The 21,479-nt window shown below is 72.6% G+C and carries 17 protein-coding genes; 6 read left to right on the top strand and 11 right to left on the bottom strand.

Annotated features, from left to right (window positions below; translation table 11 throughout):
- Nucleotides 1-3: 3 nt before the first annotated feature.
- Nucleotides 4-819 (top strand): PaaX family transcriptional regulator C-terminal domain-containing protein, encoded by an 816-nt coding sequence (locus tag ACFWZ2_RS17480; RefSeq protein WP_384546467.1) that lies wholly within the window; start codon nt 4-6, stop codon nt 817-819.
- Nucleotides 820-823: 4 nt separating this feature from the next.
- On the opposite strand, the gene ACFWZ2_RS17475 is transcribed toward ACFWZ2_RS17480, so the two are convergent.
- Both ACFWZ2_RS17475 and ACFWZ2_RS17470 read right to left on the bottom strand, forming a co-directional pair.
- Nucleotides 824-3,151: a bifunctional salicylyl-CoA 5-hydroxylase/oxidoreductase gene (locus tag ACFWZ2_RS17475; protein ID WP_384546465.1), complete on the bottom strand. Its 2,328-nt coding sequence runs from the start codon at nt 3,149-3,151 to the stop codon at nt 824-826.
- A 209-nt stretch (nt 3,152-3,360) separates the two neighbouring features.
- Entirely contained in the window at nt 3,361-4,188 is an 828-nt protein-coding gene (locus ACFWZ2_RS17470; protein WP_384546463.1) for an enoyl-CoA hydratase family protein, read from the bottom strand.
- Between the two features lie 271 nt (nt 4,189-4,459).
- On the opposite strand from ACFWZ2_RS17470, the gene ACFWZ2_RS17465 reads away from it, so the two are divergent.
- Nucleotides 4,460-4,900, top strand: a complete 441-nt coding sequence (locus ACFWZ2_RS17465; RefSeq protein ID WP_384546493.1) for an ATP-binding protein — start codon at nt 4,460-4,462, stop codon at nt 4,898-4,900.
- Here ACFWZ2_RS17465 and ACFWZ2_RS17460 read toward each other — a convergent pair.
- The 9 genes from ACFWZ2_RS17460 to ACFWZ2_RS17420 all read right to left on the bottom strand — a co-directional run bounded on the left by ACFWZ2_RS17460 (nt 4,872) and on the right by ACFWZ2_RS17420 (nt 17,184).
- On the bottom strand, nt 4,872-6,320 hold the full coding sequence (locus ACFWZ2_RS17460) for an amino acid permease (RefSeq protein WP_384546461.1): 1,449 nt from the start codon (nt 6,318-6,320) through the stop codon (nt 4,872-4,874). The genes ACFWZ2_RS17465 and ACFWZ2_RS17460 overlap by 29 nt on opposite strands.
- Before the next feature lie 157 nt (nt 6,321-6,477).
- Nucleotides 6,478-7,476 (bottom strand): ornithine carbamoyltransferase, encoded by a 999-nt coding sequence (gene argF / locus ACFWZ2_RS17455; RefSeq protein WP_384546459.1) that lies wholly within the window; start codon nt 7,474-7,476, stop codon nt 6,478-6,480.
- Nucleotides 7,477-7,613: 137 nt separating this feature from the next.
- Entirely contained in the window at nt 7,614-8,846 is a 1,233-nt protein-coding gene (locus ACFWZ2_RS17450) for an arginine deiminase (protein ID WP_384546457.1), read from the bottom strand.
- A 61-nt stretch (nt 8,847-8,907) separates the two neighbouring features.
- On the bottom strand, nt 8,908-11,490 hold the full coding sequence (locus ACFWZ2_RS17445; protein ID WP_384546455.1) for a polynucleotide kinase-phosphatase: 2,583 nt from the start codon (nt 11,488-11,490) through the stop codon (nt 8,908-8,910).
- Nucleotides 11,487-13,034, bottom strand: a complete 1,548-nt coding sequence (locus ACFWZ2_RS17440) for a 3' terminal RNA ribose 2'-O-methyltransferase Hen1 (RefSeq protein ID WP_384546453.1) — start codon at nt 13,032-13,034, stop codon at nt 11,487-11,489. Before ACFWZ2_RS17440 ends, ACFWZ2_RS17445 begins: the two co-directional genes overlap by 4 nt.
- Nucleotides 13,035-13,228: 194 nt before the next feature.
- Complete coding sequence (gene aroA, locus ACFWZ2_RS17435) at nt 13,229-14,476, bottom strand: 3-phosphoshikimate 1-carboxyvinyltransferase (protein ID WP_384546451.1); 1,248 nt, start codon at nt 14,474-14,476, stop codon at nt 13,229-13,231.
- 540 nt (nt 14,477-15,016) lie between these two features.
- Nucleotides 15,017-16,030: an AvrD family protein gene (locus ACFWZ2_RS17430; RefSeq protein WP_384546449.1), complete on the bottom strand. Its 1,014-nt coding sequence runs from the start codon at nt 16,028-16,030 to the stop codon at nt 15,017-15,019.
- A 70-nt stretch (nt 16,031-16,100) separates the two neighbouring features.
- A complete protein-coding gene (locus tag ACFWZ2_RS17425; RefSeq protein ID WP_384546447.1) occupies nt 16,101-16,229 on the bottom strand; it encodes a hypothetical protein in 129 nt (42 codons plus the stop codon).
- A gap of 292 nt (nt 16,230-16,521) precedes the next feature.
- Nucleotides 16,522-17,184: a ScbR family autoregulator-binding transcription factor gene (locus ACFWZ2_RS17420; protein WP_384546445.1), complete on the bottom strand. Its 663-nt coding sequence runs from the start codon at nt 17,182-17,184 to the stop codon at nt 16,522-16,524.
- Nucleotides 17,185-17,520: 336 nt separating this feature from the next.
- On the opposite strand from ACFWZ2_RS17420, the gene ACFWZ2_RS17415 reads away from it, so the two are divergent.
- From ACFWZ2_RS17415 to ACFWZ2_RS17400, 4 genes are all read left to right on the top strand, one after another.
- Nucleotides 17,521-18,498, top strand: a complete 978-nt coding sequence (locus ACFWZ2_RS17415; RefSeq protein ID WP_384546443.1) for a ScbA/BarX family gamma-butyrolactone biosynthesis protein — start codon at nt 17,521-17,523, stop codon at nt 18,496-18,498.
- Nucleotides 18,492-19,649 (top strand): acyl-CoA dehydrogenase family protein, encoded by a 1,158-nt coding sequence (locus ACFWZ2_RS17410; protein ID WP_384546441.1) that lies wholly within the window; start codon nt 18,492-18,494, stop codon nt 19,647-19,649. The genes ACFWZ2_RS17415 and ACFWZ2_RS17410 overlap by 7 nt, the downstream gene beginning before the upstream one ends.
- Complete coding sequence (locus ACFWZ2_RS17405) at nt 19,646-20,344, top strand: HAD family hydrolase (protein WP_384546439.1); 699 nt, start codon at nt 19,646-19,648, stop codon at nt 20,342-20,344. The genes ACFWZ2_RS17410 and ACFWZ2_RS17405 overlap by 4 nt, the downstream gene beginning before the upstream one ends.
- Before the next feature lie 229 nt (nt 20,345-20,573).
- A partial coding sequence (locus ACFWZ2_RS17400) for a TetR family transcriptional regulator (RefSeq protein ID WP_384546437.1) occupies nt 20,574-21,479 on the top strand: 906 nt, incomplete at its 3' end.

Below are 21,479 nucleotides of genomic sequence, written 5' to 3'. Positions count from 1 at the left end.
CACGTGTCCGAGCAGCACACTCCACGATCCCTGATCGTCACCTTCTACGGCGCCTACGGCCGCACGGCACCGGGCCCGGTGCCGGTCGCCGAGCTTGTGCGCCTCCTCGCGCCGGTCGGCGTCGACGCGCCGTCGGTGCGCTCGTCGGTGTCCCGGCTCAAGCGCAGGGGGCTCCTCGTGCCCGCCCGCACGGAGTCGGGCGCGGCGGGCTACGCCCTCTCGCCGGACGCCCGCCAGCTCCTGGAGGACGGCGACCGCCGCATCTACGGCGCGTCTCCCGACGCCCGCCGCGAGGGCGGCTGGGTCCTCGCCGTCTTCTCCGTCCCCGAGGCGGAACGCCACAAGCGGCACGTGCTGCGCTCCCGCCTCGCGGGCCTCGGCTTCGGTACGGCGGCCCCCGGCGTGTGGATCGCCCCCGCGCACCTGTACGAGGAGACGAGGCACACCCTGGAGCGCCTCCAACTCGCCCCGTACGTGGACCTGTTCCGCGGCGAGCACCTGGGCTACGCCGCGACGGCCGACGCGGTGGCCCGCTGGTGGGACCTCTCCTCGCTCGCCAAGCAGCACGAGGCGTTCCTGGACCGCCACGAGCCGGTCCTGCGCTCCTGGGAGGCCCGCCGCGGCACTCCCCCGCCGCCGGTCGAGGCGTACCGGGACTATCTGCTCGCCCTGGACTCCTGGCGCCAACTCCCGTACGCGGACCCGGGACTGCCCGCCGAGTTGCTCCCCGATGACTGGCCGGGGGCGCGCTCCGCGGAGGTCTTCGCGGCGCTCGACGGGTGGCTGCGGGAGGCGGGCGCCGCGTTCGTGACGCCCTGACCTCTCAACTCCCCAGCGTCAGGCGCTGCTTCGGCGCGTCCGTGCGGCCGGTCTGCGGGCGTCTGCTGCCCGCGCCGTACTGGACGGGCCAGCTCACCCCCGGGCCCGCGTACCCCTGCTCGGCCGCCGCGTGCAGCGTCCAGTGCGGGTCGTAGAGGTGGGGGCGTGCCAGGGCGCACAGGTCGGCGCGGCCCGCGAGGATCAGGGAGTTGACGTCGTCCCAGGAGGAGATCGCGCCGACCGTGATCACCGGGAGGCCCGTTTCGTTGCGGATGCGGTCGGCGTACGGGGTCTGGTAGGAGCGGCCGTACGCGGGGCGTTCGTCGGAGACCACCTGCCCGGTGGAGACGTCGAGCGCGTCGGCGCCGTGGGCCGCGAACGCGCGGGCGATCGCGACGGCGTCGTCGGCCGTGGTGCCACCGTCCGCCCAGTCCGTGGCGGAGACGCGGACCGTCATGGGTTTGCCGCGCGGCCACACCTCCCGTACCGCGTCGAAGACTTCGAGGGGGAAGCGGAGCCGGTTCTCCAGCGGGCCGCCGTACGCGTCGGTGCGGTGGTTGGTCAGCGGGGAGAGGAAGCCGGAGAGCAAGTAGCCGTGGGCGCAGTGCAGTTCGAGGAGGTCGAAGTCGGCGCGGTCGGCGCGCCGGGCGGCCGCGACGAACTGTTCGCGGATCTCGGCGAGGCCCGCGCGGGAGAGTTCGTGCGGGATCTGGCTGTCGGGGCGGTACGGGAGCGGTGAGGCGGCCACCAGCGGCCAGTTGCCGTCGGGCAGCGGCTCGTCGATGCCCTCCCACATCAGCCTCGTGGAGCCCTTGCGGCCCGAGTGGCCCAGCTGTACGCCGATCGCCGTGCCGGGCGCCTGGGCGTGCGCGAAGCCGGTGATCCGCCGCCAGGCATCGGCCTGCCCTTCGGTGTAGAGCCCGGCGCAGCCCGGTGTGATGCGGCCGTGCTCGCTGACGCAGACCATCTCGGTCATGACGAGGCCCGCGCCGCCGAGCGCCCTGGCGCCCAGGTGGACGAGGTGGAAGTCGCCGGGGACGCCGTCCACCGCGGAGTACATGTCCATCGGGGAGACGACCACGCGGTTGCGCAGGGTCAGTTCGCGGAGCGTGAAGGGCGTGAACATGGGCGGCGTGCCGTCCGGGCAGCCGAAGTCGCGTTCCACGGAGCGGGTGAAGCCGGCGTCGCGCAGGCGGAGGTTGTCGTGCGTGACCCGGCGGCTGCGGGTCAGGAGGTTGAACGCGAACTGCCGCGGCGGCTGGCCGAGGTAGTCGGGGAGGCGCTCGAACCACTCCAGGCTGGCGCGGGCCGCGCGCTGTGTGGAGGCGACGACGGGGCGGCGCTCCGCCTCGTACGCGGTGAGCGCGCTCGGGATGTCGGGCTGCTCCTGGAGGCAGGCGGCGAGCGCGAGGGCGTCCTCGACGGCGAGCTTGGTGCCGGAGCCGATGGAGAAGTGGGCGGTGTGCGCGGCGTCGCCGATGAGGACCGTGTTGCCGTGGGACCAGCGGGAGTTGACGACCGTGCGGAAGTTGATCCAGGCGGACTTGTTGCCGCGCAGGGGGCGGCCGCCGAGCGCGTCGGCGAAGATCTTGACGCAGCGCTCGGTCGACTCGTCCTCGTCGAGCCCCTCGAAGCCCGCCGCGCGCCAGACCTCCTCGCGCATCTCGACGATGACGGTGGACTCGTGCGCCGAGAACGGATAGCCGTGCAGCTGCATGACGCCGTGCTCGGTCTCGGCGATCTCGAAGCGGAACGCGTCGAAGGCGAAGTCGGCGGCCAGCCAGATGTAGCGGCAGCGGTGCGTCGTGATGTCCGGGCCGAAGGCTTCGGCGTGCGCCTCGCGGGTGCCGCTGTGCACGCCGTCGGCCGCGACGACCAGGTCGTACTCCGTGGCGAGCGTGGCGGCGTCCGGTGCCTCGGTGCGGAAGCGGAGTTCGACGCCGAGGTCGTGGCAGCGCGCGTGCAGGATCTCCAGGAGCCTGCGCCTGCCGAGCGCCGCGAAGCCGTGGCCGCCGGAGGTGTGCCGGATGCCCCGGTGCACGATGTCGATGTCGTCCCAGCGCACGAACTCGTCCCGCAGCGCGGCGTACACGACCGGGTCGGCGTGCTCGATGCCGCCGAGCGTCTCGTCGGAGAGGACGACGCCGAAGCCGAAGGTGTCGTCGGGTGCGTTGCGCTCCCAGACGGTGATCTCGCGTGCCGGGGCGAGCCGCTTGAGCAGGGCGGCGGCGTAGAGGCCGCCGGGGCCGCCGCCTATGACGGCGATGCGGTGTGCCTCGGGCGGCGTGGGCGTCGGGGTGCCGCCGGGTGCCCCGGCGGGTGTGGCGGACATCAGCGTTCCGCTGGAGGGCTCGTGCGTCTTCTGCGGGCCGCCTGTGGCTGGTCGCGCAGTTCCCCGCGCCCCTGACGGGGCTGGTCGCGCCCCCGCGGCGGAGCCGCACAATGTCACGCCCCGCGCCCCCGACGGGGCTGGTCGCGCCCCCGCGGCGGAGCCGCGCAATGTCACGCCCCGCGCCCCTGACGGGGCGCCTCCCCCCGGACTCATCGGCCCTGCCACTTCGGCGGGCGCTTCTCGGTGAAGGATGCGTGGAACTCGGCGTAGTCCTCGCCGTTCATGAGGAGGGCCTGGGTTGCCGCGTCCAGTTCGACGGAGGCGGCGAGCGGCATGTCGAGTTCGGCGGTGAGCAGCGCCTTGGTCTGGGCGTAGGCGAGGGCGGGTCCGTCGGCGAGCCTGCGGGCCAGGGCGGCCGCGGCCTCGGCGGCCTTTCCCTCCTCTGTCAACTCGCTGAGCAGGCCGATCCGTTCGGCCTCGGGGGCGCGGACGGGCTCGCCGAGCATCAGCAGCCGGGTGGCGTGGCCGAGGCCGACGACACGGGGCAGCAGGTAGGCGGCGCCCATGTCGCCGCCGGAGAGGCCGACGCGGGTGAAGAGGAAGGCGAACCGCGCCGAGGGGTCGGCGATGCGGAAGTCGGCGGCGAGCGCGAGGACGGCGCCCGCGCCCGCGGCGACACCGTGCACGGCGGCGATCACCGGGAACGGGCATTCGCGGATGGCCCTGACGACCTGTCCCGTCATGCGGTTGAAGTCGAGGAGCTGGGCGGTGTCCATGGCGAGCGTCGCACCGATGATCTCGTCGACGTCGCCGCCGGAGCAGAAGCCGCGCCCCTCGCCGCCGAGCACCAGGGCGCGTACGGACTTGTCGCGGGAGAGTTCGGCGAGCAGGTCGCGCAGGTCCGCGTAGGCGCCGAAGGTGAGCGCGTTGAGCTTGTCGGGGCGGGCGAGCGTGACCGTGGCGACGCCGTCCTCGACGGCGAGGCGCAGATGCCGCCAGTCGGGGGTGCGGGGCGCGGAGCCGGTGAAGGGACTCATGTGGTGCGGCCTCCTCGGCCTGGGGGCTGGAGTTCGCTACCTCTTGAAGTTATCACTCATTCGTGACTGCCGTCACGAGTACGCGATAGATGGCAGCGGCCCTGGGGCCGCCGGATCGGAACGCGCATCATGAACGGGAACGAAATTTCCGGTTTACGCGTCTTGTCACATGGAGCACGGCAGGGCCGGACGTCCCGGAAATGCCCGACCGTCGCCCCTGTCGACATAGCGCTTAAGATTCGTACGGTTGAAAGCAGGACCGCCTGCTGCCCTGAACGGACCCGCCTTGCCCGAACCTTCCTCTCCCGCCTCCTGGCGCATCGCGCTGCCGCACACCACGGCAGCCGTGCCGGTCGCCCGCGCCCTGGTCCGTACGGCGCTCACCGACATCGAGTCGACGGCCGACACCGACACCGCGGAGCTGCTCACCGCCGAGCTGGTCGCCAACGCCGTCGAGCACACCGAGGGCTGCGCCCCCATAGAGCTGGTGATCGAGCTGCTGCCGACCGGCTGCCAGGTCGAGGTCCACGACTCCAACCCGCTGCCGCCCGGCGATCTGACCGACCCCTCGGCGGACGACGCGCCGGACCCCTGGCAGGAGCACGGGCGCGGGCTGCTCCTGATCCGCACCCTGAGCTCGTCCTGCGGTCACCGGCCCACCGAGTCCGGCAAGGCCGTCTGGTTCACGCTCCCGGGGACGCTCCCGCACTGACCGGCGCCTCGCCCCTGCCGAGCCGCGAGTGGCCTCGGCCGTAGAGCGCGTAGACCACGGCGCCCACCGCGACGAACACCGCGAACTGCAGCCACGTCGACCAGCCCGTGCCCCAGATCAGATAGAGGCAGAAGCCGACGCCGAGGACGGGGCTCAGCGGGTAGAGCGGCACCCGGAAGGTGCGCTTGAGGTCGGGGTCGGTGCGCCGCAGGGCGATCACCGCGATGTTCACCACGACCATGATCGCGAGAGTGCCGATCGTGGTCAGATTGACCACCACGTCGAGCGAGGAGAAGGCTGCCGGGACCGCGACGACCGCCGCGACGATCCAGGTGTTGGCGACGGGCGTGGCCGTCCTCGGGGAGACGCGCTCGAAGACGCGCGGCATCAGACCGTCCCGGGACATCGACATCAGGATGCGGGTCTGGCCGTACATCACGGCGAGCACGACGGACGCGATGGCGACGACCGCGCCGAAGGCGATGATGCCGCCGCCGACGGTCGAGTCGGTGACCTGGTTGACGATGAGGGAGAGCGCGGCGGGCTTGTCGGCGACCGCGTCCGAGCCGATCGCGCCGATCGCGGCGAGCGCCACGGCGACGTACAGCAGCGTCACCACCCCGATGCAGATCATGATCGCGAGCGGGATGTTGCGCCGCGGGTTCCTGACCTCCTCGCCCGCCGTGGTGACCGCGTCGAAGCCGATGAAGGAGAAGAAGGCGAGCGAGGCGCCCGCGGTGATGCCGGAGACCCCGGCGCCCGCGAAGGGCGTGAGGTTGCCGTCCTTGAACGCCGAGAAGGCGATCGCGAGGAAGAGCAGCAGGATGCCGATCTTCAGCACGGCCATGGCGGCCGTGGCCCCCGCGCTCTCCCGGATGCCGCGCACCAGGAGCACGGCGGCGAGCAGGATGACGACCACGGCGGGCAGGTTCACGACACCGCCCTCACCGGGTCCCGCGGACAGCGCGGTCGGCAGCTCCCAGCCGGTGAGGCTGTTCAGGAGCTCGTTGAGGTACTGGCTCCAGCCCACCGCCACCGCGGAGACGGAGACGCCGTACTCCAGGAGCAGGCACCAGCCCACCAGGAACGCGGTGCGCTCGCCCAGTGAGGCGTACGCGAAGGAGTACGAGCTGCCCGAGACCGGGATCGCGCCGCCCAGCTCCGCGAACGAGAACGCGGTGAAGATGCAGGTCACGGCGGCGAGGACATAGGAGACCGCGACGGCGGGGCCCGCCTCGGCGACCGAGTCGGAGAGGCCGACGAAGATTCCGGTGCCGACGATGGCGCCGACGCCGAAGCACACGAGCTGGAAGAGCCCCATGGTGCGCTTGAGGCCGTGGCCTTCGAGGTCCGCGCCCGATTCGGCGACGAGCTGTTCGGGGGACTTGATGCGAAGCCCGGTGGGACTCATGGGGCTCATGGGGTGATTCTCGTTTCTGGTGGTGCTGGAGCGGCGGGTGGGGTCTCCCCTGCTCGAACGGAGTTGAGAGCTTGGGGAAGGTGGGGCCGCGTGCCAGTGGGGCCGGATGTGGTGTTCCGGCCCCACCAGTGTGTGCTGATCGTGCGGGTACGGCAGGTCAGGCGAGCGTCGCGACCATGACCGCCTTGATGGTGTGCAGCCGGTTCTCGGCCGCGTCGAAGACGACGGAGTGCGCCGACTCGAAGACCTCGTCAGTGACCTCCAGGGACTCCAGGCCGTACGTCTCGAAGATCTCCCGGCCGACCGATGTGCCCAGGTCGTGGAAGGCGGGCAGGCAGTGCAGGAACTTCACGTCCGCGGTGCCGGTGGCGCGCAGGACGTCCATCGTCACCGCGTACGGCGCGAGGGCGGCTATGCGCTCGGCCCACACCTCCTTGGGCTCCCCCATCGACACCCAGACGTCGGTGACGACGAAGTCGGCGCCGCGGACGCCCTCGGGGATGTCCTCGGTGAGCGTGATGCGGGCGCCGCTCTCCTCGGCGAGCGCCCGGGCCCGCTCGACGATCTCCGCTGCGGGCCAGTACGCCTCGGGGGCGACGATGCGGACGTCCATGCCGAGCAGGGCGCCGGTGATCAGGTAGGAGTTGCCCATGTTGAAGCGGGCGTCGCCGAGGTAGGCGAAGGTGATCCCGGCGAGCGGCCCGGTGCTGTGCTCGGACATCGTGAGGACGTCGGCGAGCATCTGGGTGGGGTGCCAGTCGTCGGTCAGGCCGTTGTAGACGGGCACGCCCGCGTGGGCGGCGAGCGTCTCCACGGTGTCCTGCTCGGTCCCGCGGAACTGGATCGCGTCGAACATCCGGCCGAGCACACGGGCGGTGTCCTTCGCGGACTCCTTCGAGCCGATGTGCGAGCCCGAGGGGTCCAGGTACGTCGTCGACGCGCCCTGGTCGGCGGCCGCGACCTCGAAGGCGCAGCGCGTCCTCGTCGAGCTCTTCTCGAAGATCAGGGCGACGTTCTTGCCGTGCAGGCGGCGCGTCTCGGTCCCCGCCTTCTTCGCCGCCTTCAGCTCGGCGGCCAGGTCGAGCAGGCCGCGGAACTCGTCGGCGGTGAAGTCCAGCTCCTTGAGGAAGTGGCGGCCGGTGAGGTCTGTGGCCATGGTGCGCTCCTGGGATGCGGATACGGGGACCTTGAAACTATATACGATGCTCCACATTTCTATTCACTCGGCGAATCCGGCGTCCCCCCGGGCGGGCGCCGCTCGGCGCATCCGGCGCCCCCTGGCCCGGCGTCCGGCTACGCCCCGGGCACCGCGTCCCGCTGCACCGGACAGCTCATGCAGCGCGGCCCGCCCCGGCCCCGCCCCAGCTCGCTCCCCCGGATCTCGATCACCTCGATGCCCTGCTTGCGCAGATGCGTGTTCGTCGTCGAGTTCCGCTCGTAGGCGACGACGACGCCCGGCTCCACCGCGAGCACGTTGCAGCCGTCGTCCCACTGCTCGCGCTCGGCCGCGTGCACGTCCTGGGTGGCCGTGAGCACCCGGATCTCGCTGAGCCCGAGCGCGGCCGCGATCGCCCGGTGCATGTGCTCGGGCGGATGGTCGGTGACCTTCAACTCCCGTTCCCCGGTGCCCGGTTCGATGGTGTACGAGCGGAGCATGCCGAGGCCCGCGTACTGCGTGAAGGTGTCGCCGTCGACCATCGTCATGACCGTGTCGAGATGCATGAACGCGCGGCGCTTGGGCATGTCGAGCGCCACGATCGTCCGCGCCGAGCCCGCCGCGAACAGCTTGTGCGCGAGCATCTCGACGGCCTGCGGCGTGGTGCGCTCGCTCATGCCGATCAGCACCGCGCCCTTGCCGATCACCAGGACGTCGCCGCCCTCGATGGTGGAGGGGTAGTCCGCCTGGCCCTGCGACCAGACGTTGAAGTCCGCCCCGCGGAACAACGGGTGGTAGCGGTAGATCGCCTCGAAGTGCACGGTCTCGCGCTGCCGTGCGGGCCAGCGCATCGCGTTGATGGAGACGCCGTCGTAGATCCACGCCGAGGTGTCGCGCGTGAAGAGGTGGTTCGGCAGCGGGCCCAGCAGGAAGTCGTCCAGGTCCATGCAGTGGAAGCGGACGGACGTCGGCTCGGAGTTGCCGGCCAGGAACTCCCGCTTGGTCATCCCGCCGACCAGCGCCTCGACGAGTTCGGCCGACGGCAGCGTCTCGAAGGCCATCCGCAGATGGTCGGTGGCCAGCGGCCCGTACTCCTTCTCGTCGAAGACCCGGTCGAGGACGAGGCGGCGGGCCTCGGGCACGTCCAGGGTCTCGGTCAGCAGATCGCCGAAGAGCCGGACGTCGACGCCCCGGTCGCGCAGCACGTCCGCGAACCCGTCGTGCTCCTGGCGGGCCCTGCGCACCCACAGCACGTCGTCGAAGAGCAGGGCGTCCTTGTTGCTCGGAGTCAGCCGCTTGAGCTCCAGATCGGGGCGGTGCAGGATGACGCGGCGCAGCCGCCCGGCCTCGGAGTCGACATGGAATCCCATGGGGTCCATCTTTCCCCGGCCGGACGGCTCACGCGCGGTCTATGCGGCACCCCGCGGCGGCTCAGAGCCGCGGGTCCACCGGCTCCGACTCCAGGGCCAGGACCGCGAACACCGACTCGTGCACCCGCCACAGCGGCTCGCCGTCCGCGAGACGGTCCAGGGCCTCCAGGCCGAGCGCGTACTCACGGGTCGCGAGCGAGCGCTTGTGGCCGAGGAAGCGGCCGCGCAGCTTCGTCAGGTTCTCCGGGCGCGTGTACTCCGGACCGTAGATGATCCGCAGGTACTCCCGGCCCCGGCACTTGATGCCGGGCTGGACGAGCCTGCCCTTGTCGTCGCGGACCAGGGCGGCGACCGGCTTGACGACCATGCCCTCGCCGCCGCGGCTGGTCATCTCCAGCCACCAGTCGACGCCCGCGCGCACGGACTCCGCGTCGCCCGTGTCGACGTACAGCCTGCGCGTGGTCTGCAGCAGACCCGTGCCGTCGTGCTCGACCATGCGGTCGATCAGGGCCAGCTGCTCGTCGTGCGGGAGCGCGGCGAGGCTGCGGCCCTGGACGGCCAGGATCTGGAACGGCGCGAGCCGCACGCCGTCGAGGCCGTCCGTCGGCCAGCAGTAGCGGCGGTAGGCGTCGGTGAACGCGGCGGCGTCCGCGGCCCGTTCGCGCTGGCGCGTGAGCAGCTCACCGGTGTCCACGCCGCGCGCCTTCGCCGCTTCCAGGGCGGCAAGCGCGCCCGGGAAGACGGCTCCGGAGGCGGCGCCGACCGCCGCGTACTGCGTGCGGAGCAGTCCTGACGCCTTCAGCGACCACGGCATCAACTCGGCATCCAGCAGCAGCCAGTCGGTCTCCAGGTCCTTCCACAGGCCCGCCTCGGTGACGGCGGCGCGCAGTCGGCCGAGTATCTCCTCGGTGACGGCCGCGTCGTCGAAGAAGGGGCGTCCGGTGCGGGTGTAGAGGGAGCCGGTCGGCCCCGCCACGCCGAAGCGCTCGCGGGCCACGTCCGCGTCGCGGCAGACCAGGGCCACCGCGCGCGAGCCCATGTGCTTCTCCTCGCACACGACGCGGGCGACGCCGTCCTTGGCGTACGCGGCGAAGGCCTCCTCCGGGTGCTCCAGGTAGCCCTCGCGCTGCGACGTCGCGGTCGGCGCCATGGTCGGCGGCAGGTACGGCAGCAGGCTCGGGTCGACGGCGAAGCGGCTCATGACCTCCAGGGCCGCCGCCGCGTTCTCCTCGCGCACGGCGACGCGACCGGCGTGCCGGGTCTCCACCGCGCGGCGGCCGTACACGTCGTTCAGGTCGAGCGGCCGCCCGTCGTGACCGCCCGGCGCCTCGGTGCGCAGCGGCCTCGCGGGCTCGTACCAGACCTGCTCCGCCGGTACGTCGACGAGCTCGCGCTCCGGCCAGCGCAGCGCGGTGAGGCGGCCGCCGAAGACGGCGCCGGTGTCGAGGCAGATGGTGTTGTTCAGCCAGGTCGCGGTGGGCACCGGGGTGTGGCCGTAGACGACGGCGGCCTTGCCCCGGTACTCCTCGGCCCACGGGTAGCGCACCGGCAGGCCGAACTCGTCGGTCTCGCCGGTCGTGTCGCCGTACAGGGCGTGGGAGCGCACCCGGCCGGACGTGCGGCCGTGGTACTTCTCGGGCAGGCCCGCGTGGCAGACGACGAGCCTGCCCTCGTCCAGGACGTAGTGCGAGACGAGTCCGTCCACGAACTCCCGTACCTGCGTGCGGAATTCTGGATCCCTGGTGTCTTCGTCCGCCAACTGCTCGATGGTCTCGGCGAGTCCGTGGGTGTGCTGGACGTTGCGGCCCTTGAGGTGGCGGCCGAGCTTGTTCTCGTGGTTGCCGGGCACGCACAGGGCGGTGCCCGCGGCGACCATCGACATCACGCGGCGCAGCACGCCCGGGGTGTCCGGGCCGCGGTCGACGAGGTCGCCGACGAACACGGCCGTACGGCCCTGCGGGTGCGCGCCGTCGACGTAGCCGAGCTTGCCGAGCAGGGTCTCCAGCTCGGACGCGCAGCCGTGGATGTCGCCGATGATGTCGAAGGGTCCGGTGAGGTGGGAGAGGTCGTTGTAGCGCTTCTCGGTGACGATCTCCGCGCCGTCGATCTCCGCCACGCCCCGCAGGACGTGCACCTTGCGGAAGCCCTCGCGCTCCAAGTGCCGCATGGACCGGCGCAGTTCGCGCTGGTGGCGCTGGATGACCCGGCGCGGCATGCCCGCCCGGTCCTCGCGTGCGGCGTTGCGCTCGGCGCAGACCTCCTCGGGCACGTCGAGCACGATCGCGATGGGCAGCACGTCGTACTTCCTGGCGAGCTCGATGAGCTGCTTGCGGCTCTCGCTCTGCACACTGGTCGCGTCGACGACGGTGCGGCGGCCCGCGGCGAGGCGCTTGCCCGCGATGTAGTGCAGCACGTCGAAGGCGTCGCCGCTGGCGCCCTGGTCGTTCTCGTCGTCGGCGACGAGACCGCGGCAGAAGTCGCTGGAGAGCACCTCGGTGGGCTTGAAGTGCCGCCGGGCGAAGGTGGACTTGCCGGACCCGGTGGCGCCGATCAGGACCACGAGGGAGAGGTCGGTGACGGGCAGCGTCCGTCCGGCGCGGGGGGCTTCGGCGGCTTCGGTGGTGGTACCGGTGTCGTTCGTCATGCGGCCCGCACCTCCTTCGTGGTGTGGTCGGCCTTCTCGCTCTTGCTGTGCTTGTCGTTCTTGCTGTGCTTCTCGTGCTTCTCGTGCTTGTCGTGCTTCTCGGTCTGTGTGAAGACCGCCATCTGGGTCGGCGGCCCCACCTCAGGGTCGTCGTCCCCGACGGGCTCGAACCGGACGTCGTAGCCGTGCCGTTCGGCCACCTGGTGGGCCCAGCCGCGGAACTCCTCGCGCGTCCACTCGAAGCGGTGGTCGCCGTGCCGCACGTGTCCGGCGGGGAGCGTCTCCCAGCGGACGTTGTACTCGACGTTCGGCGTCGTCACGAGGACCGTGCGGGGCCGCGCCGAGCCGAACACCGCGTACTCCAGGGCGGGCAGCCGCGCCACGTCGAGGTGTTCGATGACCTCGCTGAGCACGGCGGCGTCGTACCCCTTGAGCCGCTTGTCGGTGTACGCGAGCGACCCCTGGAAGAGCGTGACGCGCTCGGCCTGGCGCTCGCCCATGCGGTCCAGCTTCAGCCGCCGCGAGGCGACGGTCAGCGCGCGCATGGACACGTCGACGCCGACGATCTCGGTGAACCGGGTGTCCTTCAGCAGCGCCTGCACCAACTGGCCCTGTCCGCAGCCCAGATCGAGCACCCGGCGGGACCCGGCGGCGGTCAGCTCCGCGAGGATCGCCTCGCGGCGCCGCACGGCGAGCGGCACGGGCTTCTCCTCGGTGTCGCTCTCCTCGTCGACGGCGTTGTCGATCTCCTCGACGTCCGTGTCGTCGGCGTCGGCGAGCCGCACCAGTTCGAGCCGCTCCATGGCCTCGCGCGTCAGCGACCAGCGGCGCGACAGATAGCGGCTGGTGATCACCTTCTGCTCCGGGTGGCCCGCGAGCCAGCCCTCACCGGCCCGCAGCAGCTTGTCGACCTCGTCGGGCGAGACCCAGTAGTGCTTGGCGTCGTCGAGCACGGGCAGCAGGACATAGAGGTGCCGCAGCGCCTCGCCGAGCGTCAACTTCCCTTCGGGGACGTCGAGTACGAGGCGTACGTACCGCGAATCGCCCCACTCGGGGAACTGCTCGTCCAGCGGCACGGGCGTCACCGTCACCGTCCAGCCCAGCGGCTCGAAGAGCCCCCGCACCAGCTCGGCACCGCCGCGCGCGGGCAGCGCGGGCACCTCGATCCGCAGCGGAAGCGGCTGCGCGGCCCGCTCGGGCCGCGCCCTGCACACCCCGCGCAGCGCGCTGGAGAACACCGCGCTCAGCGCCACGGCGAGCAGCGAAGAGGCGGCGTAGGGCCGGTCGTTCACATACTGCGCGAGGGCCGCGTCGGGCGCTCCGCCCCGCCCCTTGCCCTTGCCGCGCCGCACGAGCGCGACCGGATCGACCTCCAGGAGCAGCGCGGCCGTGCAGCGCTCGTCGCTCGCCTCGGGGTAGAGCACATGCGCGGTGCCGTACGAGGTGGAGAACGCCTGCGTCTTCTCGGGGTGCTTGTGCAGCAGGAACCCGAGGTCGGTCGCCGGGCGTTCGGGGGTACCGGTGGTACTGATCGTCAGGAACACGGGGTTGGCCTCGAAACAGGGTCTAGCTGTGGGTGTACGCCGGGTCGTCCCGCACACCGCGGACGCGCCGCACATGTGCCGGACCCCGATGGGTCACAGCGGTCGGGGTGCGCGGTTCGGTGATCACGGCTCGGCGCCGTTCCTCAGCCTCGCGCCCCTTCAACGTACAGGGAAGATCGTGGGATCACTCAGGATTATTCGGACCGTTCCCAGGCCTCGCGCAGCCGCGCGAGGGCGTCGTGGAAGCCGGGGAACGTCTTCTTCACGCAGCCGGGATCGTCGAGCGTGATGCCCGCCGTCCTGAGCCCGGTGACGCTGAACGCCATGGCGATGCGGTGGTCACGGTGGCACGCGATGTGCGCGGGCCGCGGCGCCGCGGGGCGGATCTCGATCCAGTCGCGGCCCGTCTCGACCGGCACGCCAAGGGCCCGCAGGTTCTCCGCGCACGCCGCGAGGCGGTCGCACTCCTTGATCCGGGTGTTGTAGACGTCCTCGATCCGCACAGGACCGTCGGCGAACGGGGCGATGGCGGCGAGCGTGGGCACCGTGTCCGAGATGTCGCGCATAGGGACCGTGACACCGCGCAGCCGCCCGCCGTCGGCGCCGGTCACGGTCACCGAGTCCGCGGCGACCCGGACGTCCGCCCCCATCTCGCGGAGCACGTCGACGAACCTCAAGTCGCCCTGCAGGGCGCCGGATCCGAGACCCGGGACGGTGACGCTTCGCCCGGTGACGGCGGCGGCCGCGAAGAAGTAGCTGGCCGTGGAGGCGTCCGGCTCGATGCGGTAGTCGCAGGCCCGGTAGGTGGCGGCGGGCACCCGGAACGTGTCGCCGGTGCGCCGCACCTCGACGCCGAAGGAGCGCATCATCGCGAGCGTGATCTCCACGTACGGCACCGAGACCAGGTCGGTGACCGTGATGTCGAGCCCCTCCTCGGTCAGCGGGCCCATCAGGAGCAGGGCCGTGAGGAACTGGGACGACAGACCCGCGTCGAGGACGATGCCGCCGCCCTTGACGCCGTCGGCGTCGATGACGAGCGGATGGTGCCCCGGGCGGCCCTCGAAGGCGATGTCGACGCCGAGTTCCTGGAGCGCGTCCGTGAGCGGGCCGAGCGGCCTGGCCCGCATCTGCTCCGAGGCGTCGAACCGGAACCGTCCCTGCCGTGTCGCGGCGAGCGCGGGCAGGAACCGTGCGGTGGTGGCGCCGTCCCTGCAGTACACGTCGGCCGTGTCGACGCCGGACCCCCGCGGGCGGCCCGTGACCGCCCACTGCCCCGGCTCCTGTTCGACCTCGTGGCCGAGCGCGCGGAGACCTTCGGCGAAGCCCTCGGTGTCGTCCGACCGCAGCGGCCCGCCGAGCACGGTCCTGCCCTGCGCGGCGGCCGCGAGGAACAGCCCACGCGCCGTGATCGACTTCGAACCGGGAATCTCCACAACAGTCACGCGCCGAGTCTAATGATCTGCCCGGCGCGGCCCGTGGGCCGGGCGGCGGGCCGGGGCAGGGGCAGAGGCAGCAGCGCGGGCTCCGGGCCGCCGGGCACAGCTGCCGGCAGCGGCGTGCGGCGAGAGCGCGCAGTGCGGCGTCGCCGCCGACGACCACGGCGGACCCCGTCGCCTCCAGCATGGGCAGGTCGGACGCGTGGTCGCCGTACGCGACGCAGTCCTCAAGGGCGGCCCGGTGCAGCGGCCGTCCGCGATCTCGGGCGAGGTGCGCCGGACGTCGTCGGCGCCTAGGTGCTCGGCGAGCGGCGCGAGGCGGGCGGCGCGAGGCAGGCCGCGAACGAACCGGAGGCGAACACGATCCGGTCGCCGTCACGCCCGTGCCTGCGCAGGGCCTCGACGGCGCCCGCGATGAACAGGCCGCCCTGCCGGAGTTCGGCGGCGAACCAGTCGCGCGCCTGCGCCGCAGAGTGGACGCCGGCCGGGTGCGGTTCATCGGTGCTCCTCGGTGCTCCTCGGTGCTCGGGCGGACCTGCCGAAGGGTCAAGGCAGCAGGTGTGCGACGTCGCAGGTCAGCCGCAGGCCGGCGAAGGTCGACCGGATCTGCGCCGTGCGCCATGTGCCCTGGGCGGTGGGCAGTTCGGTCGGCCTGGCCAGGGCGACGCGGAAGCGTCCGTCCCGCGGGGTGCCGCCGTCGGCGCCCGCCGCCGCGGCCCGCTCGTCGGCCGGCGTGATCGTGGTGCATCGCATCCACAGCGTGTTGGAGGTGGCGCGGTCCAGGCCGTCGAGCCGGTAGAGCAGCACCTGGCCCAGCTGCAGCGCCGCCACGAAGACGTCGATCATCGTCGGCCCGAGCGACTCCCGTGCCGCGCCGCCGAAGGAATCGGTGAGGCGCAGCTCGGCGTCGGCCGTCAGGGAGGCGCCGTCGCCCCGCACGTCGAGGAGGTACTGGCGGCGTCCGTGGTGCGACGCCCCGTACGGAGCGTCGTTCCAGGCACCCGGCAGATGCTCGGGCGTCGTGTAGAACCCCTCGGTGTACACGGGGTCGGCGGCGGCGTCGTGCTCGGCCTCGACGCGGACGGTCATGGAGCCGACGCGGCAGTCCATGATGGTCGACAGGCGGCCCGTTGCGGGCAGTTCGCGGGTCGAGCGGTGCAGCGCGGAGACCGGGAAGCGGTCGAGCAGCTCTTCGTCGGGCGCGGTTCCGGTCTTGACGGACAGCGACCGTACGGCGAAGTGGCCCGCGGGGGCGAGATCGTGGACGTGGGCCGTGTAGAGGCCCGTGAGCCGGGCGGCGAACTGCATCGCGTCGACGGTCGTCAGATGGGGCCGCTGATGCGATGCGCCCTTGCGGGACCAGACACCGGGGACGTGGATCCCTGCCGTGGCGTCGACGGTGCCCGGCGTCGAGGCGTCGGCGGGGCGGACGGACAGGGAACTCAGCGCGTGCGTGACGCGCTTGAACCCTTCGCCGAAGAAGCGTCCCCGACGATCGCCCAGGGCGTCGTCGACGGAGTCGAGCCGGAATCTCTCCCCGGTGATGGCGGTGGCCTGCATGCTGGGTCCCCCTCGTGCTCGTCTGCCCTGTCGGCGCCCTCCCGCGGAAGTCCCGGCAGCCCCGGCGGCCTCAGTCGCTCCAGGCCAGGTCGCCCGCTTCCGTGGCGCTCGGCACGGGCTGCGGGCCCAGCGCGCGGGCCGGTGCCCGCACCGTCGACGTCTCGCCGGCGGAACAGGTGCCGGACATCGCGATCTTCATACGTGGGGCCTTTCGGCTGAGAGAGGCGCTGCGGAGAGGCACGCGGAGCAGAATCCGGAGCCCGTCGACCCACCTCGGTGGCGCTGGCATGAACTTAGGAAACGGCCGCCGCTCGCGCGAACGATTCGACGGGAACCCGAAACCATGAGGCGTGACGGCCGGTCATTTCGAGCCCCGGCTCATTTCGAGCCCCGGCCGAAAACCTCCGCCCGCGGCCCGTCCGCGATCCGCCCGCGGCCCGTCCGCGATCCGTCCGCGATCCGTCCGCGATCCGTCCGCGGCCCGCCCCGCCTCAGGGCCGCAGCGCCCGCAGGAACAGATCGCGCGTCTCCGCCCAGCGTTCGGTGATGTCGGCTCGGCCGTGCAGGACGTCCGACACGTGCTGCACGCCGAAGAACGCGGACACCAGGGACCGGGCGACGGCGGCCGGATCCACGTCCTCCGCGAGCTGGCCCTTGTCGTACGCGTCGGAGAGCAGGGAGCGGAGCAGCTCGGTCCAGTCCACGTACGGCGTGGGGAGTTCGGCGTCGATGTGCGGGCGCTCGATCTGCAGCCGGGCACCGCCGCGCACCACCACGTTGTCGCGGAAGGCGACGGCGGCGCCGTCGAGCATCGCCAGGGCCGTTTCCAGCGGCGGCAGTTCCCGCTCCTGCACCTCTTCGAGCAGCCGGGGCCAGTACGCGTAGTGCCCCTCGACGACGGCGACGGCGAGCGCCTCCTTGGTGGGGTAGTGGAAGTACACCGCGCCCTTGGTCATCTCGACCGCCTCGGCGATGTCCTTGACCGAGGTGTGCCGGAAGCCCCGGGTGGCGAACAGCTCCGACGCCACGTCGAGGATGACGGCCTTGGTGCGCGCCGAGCGGTCCTGCCGCGGCTCGGGCCCGCGGGCGGTGGTGATTTTCCTGGCGATGAAGGCCACCGGGGCTGTCTTGTCGGCGGAGGTGGGTCGTGGCATCAGGTGTCTGTTCTCCGGGTGCGGCCGCGTCGACGGCGGTGTCAACTCTTCGGCTTGAAAGATACCTTCCTGTAGGTATATTTTCGACCCCGCTGATCAACGGATCAAGAGACGCGCTGTTCAGAGCTGTGCGGAGCTGTACAGAGCACCCCTGTGGCGCGTCTCGCGGGGTGGCTTGATCGGTGTCCGGAGGGGGGGTCCGAACCTCCGGGCGCCGACAGGGAGGGATTCGAGATGACTGTCCGTGCCTTTTCTGCCGGGGAGCAGACAAGAACGCCTGAGGGAGCGCCACACGAAAGACGCCTGACGCCCGAGGACGAACGACGGGACGCGCACGTGCCCCGCGCGCTGGTGCACAAGGCCGCCGACGGCGAAGTCCTCCTCCAGGACGCGGTGCGCACCGGCGACGACCGGTTCACCGTGGCGGCGCGGCTGCCCCGCGACCACTTCCTGGGCCACCGCGGCACGGCGGCCGCGGGAGATCCGCTGCTGCTCGCCGAGGCGGTCCGCCAGTCGGCGATCTACCTCTCGCACCGCTTCTACGGCGTCCCCGAGGGCCACGCCTTCATCCTGTCGTCCCTCGACTTCGCGCTGGACGCCCCGCTGCCGCCCGGCGGCCCCGACGCGGCGCCGCTGGTCCTCGAAGTCACCTGCACCGTGGCCCCGCGCGGCCCGCGCCGCCTCGGTGCGCGCCTCGAAGCGGAGGTGCACTGCGAAGGGCGCCGGCTCGGGCGCGTCGGGGCGCGGTGGCAGGCCGTGGAGCGCAAGCAGTACGCGGTACTGCGGCTGCGGGGCGGCGGAACCACACAACTCCCCGACGTCGCACCGGAGCTGAGTGACCGTCACGCCCCGTACTCCGACGAGGTGCTGGAGGCCGTCACGGGCGCGGAAGGCCAGTGGCGGGTCCGGCTCGACCTGGGCCACCCCGTCCTCTTCGACCACCTCAGCGACCACATACCCGGCATGGTCCTGATCGAGGGCTTCCGGCAGGCCGCCCTGACGGCGGCGGACGCGGACGACCGCTCCGGCGGCCCGCTCGCGGCAGCCGTCACCTTCCACGCCTTCGGCGAGCTGACGGACCCGCCCGCGTTCGTCGTCCGGCAGGACGGTGACGGTACGGAGTACGACACGGAGTGCGGCACGGAGTACGGCACGGACCCGGCGAACGCGGCGGGCAACTCCCCCGCGGGCGAGCCCGGTTCACCGGCCGGGCGCGAGCCCCAGCACTTCACCGCCGTCCAGGGCGGACGGACCATCGCCTCCTGCACGATCTCGGTCGCGACCCGGCTGCCCATCGGCGGCCCGGCATGCTGACCGCCGACCGCACCCCCGGGGCGCACCTGCCGACGCCGTCCGCCCATGTCCCCGCCCACGCGGCGGTGGCCGCCCTCGCGGCCGACGACCGCGCCGCGACGGACGACCGCAGGTCGCTCTCCGCGCCGCTCACCGAGGCGCTCACCGCGGCCGGATTCCCCCGCCACTTCGTCCCCGTGGAACACGGCGGGGCGGCCGGCACCTTCGGCGGCCTGCTCGACTCGGTGGCGGGCGTGGGCGAGGCCTGCGCGTCCACCGCGTGGGTCGCAGCCCTCTACGCGGCGCACGGCCGCCTCGCCGCCTACCTGCCGCGCGCGGGCCGCGACGACCTGTGGCGCTCGGGACCCGACGTACGCATCGCCGCGTCCGTCGTCCCGCCGCGCGGCGAGGCCGTCGCGGAGCCGGACGGCTGGCGCCTGACGGGCAGTTGGGGTCTTGCCAGCGGGGTGGACCACGCGGACTGGGTGCTCCTGGCCAGCCGTACGCCCGGCGAGGGCGAGGCGGGCCACCGCATCTTCGCGGTGCCCCGCGAGCGCGTGACGGTCACCGACACCTGGCACTCCGTCGGCCTGCGCGGCACCGGCAGCAACTCGGTGGCCGTGACGGACGAGTTCGTGCCCGCACACCGCACGTTCACCCTCGCCGACCTGGGCCGCGTGCGGCCGGACGTGGCGCGGTGCCACCGGGTTCCGTACGCGATGGTGGCCGCCCTGATGTTCGCGGCGCCCGCACTCGGCTCGGCGCAAGGAGCCCTGCGCGACTGGCGGACCCGGATGACGGACAAGGTGGGCGCCGACGGACGACCGGCCATCGCGGGCGCCGCCGCACGGCAGTTGATGGCGCGCGGCTCGGCCCAGATCCACTCCGCCGAGCTGCTGCTGCGGCAGGCCGCCCGGGAGGCGGACCACGCCGACGTGACCCCGCTCTCGGTCGCGTCGAACCGCAGGGACGCGGCACTCGCCGTCGAACTGTGCTCGGGCGCGGTCGACAGTCTGTGGCGGGCCATGGGGGCGAGCGGTCTGGCCGAAGGGGATCCGGTGCAGCGCAGGTGGCACGACATCGCGGCCGTGGCCTCGCACGCAGCGGTCCGTTTCGAGCCCGCGGCCGAGGCGTACATGAGCGCCCTCCTCGCATCCGAGGGCGCGGCATGAGCCCGGCGGCGGCCGTGACGGCGCAAGAGCCGAGCCGTGCGGCGTTCTTCGACGTGGACGAGACGCTGATCGCGGCCAAGAGCATGTTCGCCTTCTGGGACTTCTGGGTCGCACGGGGCGGCAGGGACGGGACGCCTCCGACGGGCGACACGCCTCCCCCGTCCGACCGCGCCGCGCTCAACCGGGCCCACTACCGGCGCTACTCGGGCGCCCGGGCCGATGAGCTGAACACGGCGGGCCAGGAGTGGTACGACACCTACCGCGCCACCCCCGCGGCCTTCGTCACCGCCTCGCTCGCGGCCCTGCGCCGCCACCGGGCGGCCGGGCACGCCGTGGTCCTGGTCTCCGGGTCGGCCGACCCGATGCTCCGCCCGCTCGCCCGGGACCTGGGCGCCACGGCAGTGCTCTGCACCGAACTGCTCGTCGGGGACGACGGGTTGCTCACCGGCGAAGTGCGGGCCCCGATGATCGGCCCCGCCAAGGCCGAAGCGGTCGGCTCCTTCCTTGAGCGGCACGAACTGTCCGCTGCGGACAGTCACGCGTACGGCGATCACTCCAGCGACCTGGACATGCTGCGCGCCGTGGGCCACCCGGCCGTGATCGGCGACGACCCCGAACTGACGCGCTGGGCGGTCCGCGAGGGCTGGACCCGGCTGCCCGCCACCACGGGGCCCGGCGGCCGACCGCCGCGGTGATCCGGTCCCCGCTCGCCCGCTCGCCCGCGCCGTCGGCGCGTGGGCGAGTGGGCCGCGCGGCCGCGCGCCGTCCAGCCGCGGGGCAGCCGGGATCACATTGAAGGAATGCGAGGGGAATGAGCGGGGAATGACGCCCACCTCGAAAACATACCTTTCAGAAGGAATTTTACGTGGGGACAACAAGGCCGAGCACGCGGCGACGGCGTCGCACCGGCGGAAAGGGTCACGCATGACCCAGCAGGAAAGGGCCCGGCGCACCAGGCAGCGCATACTCGACCTCACGGCCGAGAGCTTCGCGGCACAGGGGTTCACCCGCACCAACCTGAAGGAAGTGGCCAAGAACCTCGGCATGACGACCGGCGCGCTCTACGGCCACTTCGCCAACAAGGAAGCGATCGCCGACGCGTTGGAGCGCGAGGCCGCCGAACGGTGGGCCCTGCTGCGCGGCGCCGCCGAGGCCCCTCACCTGCCGCCCGGGCGGGCCCTGGACAGCGCGGTGCTCGGCCTCGTCAAAGCGCTGGCCGATCCCCGCATGCGGGCCGCCGTCAGACTGGCGTCCGACGGCGCGCCGCGCGAACACGCCGTACGCAACCTGCTGGACGCCGTCGAGGAGTTCCTGCTCGAAGAGCTGCGCGGCACCTGCCACGGCGACGACGACCCGGCCCCCACCTGGCGGCCCGAGCCCACCACCCGAATCCTGCTCGGCCTCATCTGCGGCACCGTCTTCGCCCGACACGGCGCCACGGACGAGGAGTCGCAGTCGGGCTGGGAGGAGGCGGCGCGGGTACTGCTCGGCGCGGTGCGGGAACGGGCGCCGGGCGGCGGGCTGCCGGGCGGGGCGCTGCCGGACAGAGCACTGCCCGACGGGGCACTGCCCGACGGGGCACTGCCCGACGGGGCACTGCCCGACGGCGGACTGCCGGACGGCGGGCTGCCGGGCGGAGCGCTGCCGGACGGTGAACTGCCGGACAGAGCACTGCCCGACGGCGGACTGCCCGACGGAGCGCTGCCAGGCAGAACGCTGCCCGACGGCGGGCTGCCGGGCGGAGCACTGCCGGACAGAGCACTGCCCGACGGCGGACTGCCCGACGGAGCGCTGCCAGGCAGAACGCTGCCCGACGGCGGGCTGCCGGGC

The sequence above is a fragment of the Streptomyces sp. NPDC059002 genome, from assembly GCF_042740435.1.
GTDB lineage: Bacteria > Actinomycetota > Actinomycetes > Streptomycetales > Streptomycetaceae > Streptomyces.
This window is presented reverse-complemented; position numbering and strand designations above follow the sequence as displayed.